Annotated in this window: 1 pseudogene; it reads right to left on the reverse strand. The window is 53.0% G+C overall.

Annotated elements, in window-relative coordinates:
* Positions 1–336: pseudogene (locus BZJ21_RS16470) on the reverse strand (IS3 family transposase); the annotation flags it as partial.

Genomic DNA, 336 nt, shown 5'->3' on the forward strand with positions numbered 1-336 from the left:
TCCTCCTCGTTGTCGCTCTCGTACAAGACATTGAGCTTTTTTGATAGCACCAGTAACGCTGTCGTTTCGGCAAGGGCTTTATCTTTGCGGCGTAGCTCTGTTTCTAGGCCACGGATGCGCTTTTTCTCGGCTTTACGCGCTGCCTGCTCAGCCTTTTTGGATTGTTCAGCTTGGCCTGCACCGCTGATACAAGCGCGCTTCCATGCTTTGACTTGCTCGGGGAACAAGCCTCGCTCGCGGCAATATTGACTCAGCTCGGCTTCTGACAGACTGGCTGTTTCCATGACGGTGGCGAACTTGGCTTCAGCTGACCACTGCTCGGTGTTTTTTTGATGA

Source organism: Salinivibrio costicola subsp. alcaliphilus, assembly GCF_001996185.1.
GTDB classification, from domain to species: domain Bacteria; phylum Pseudomonadota; class Gammaproteobacteria; order Enterobacterales; family Vibrionaceae; genus Salinivibrio; species Salinivibrio costicola.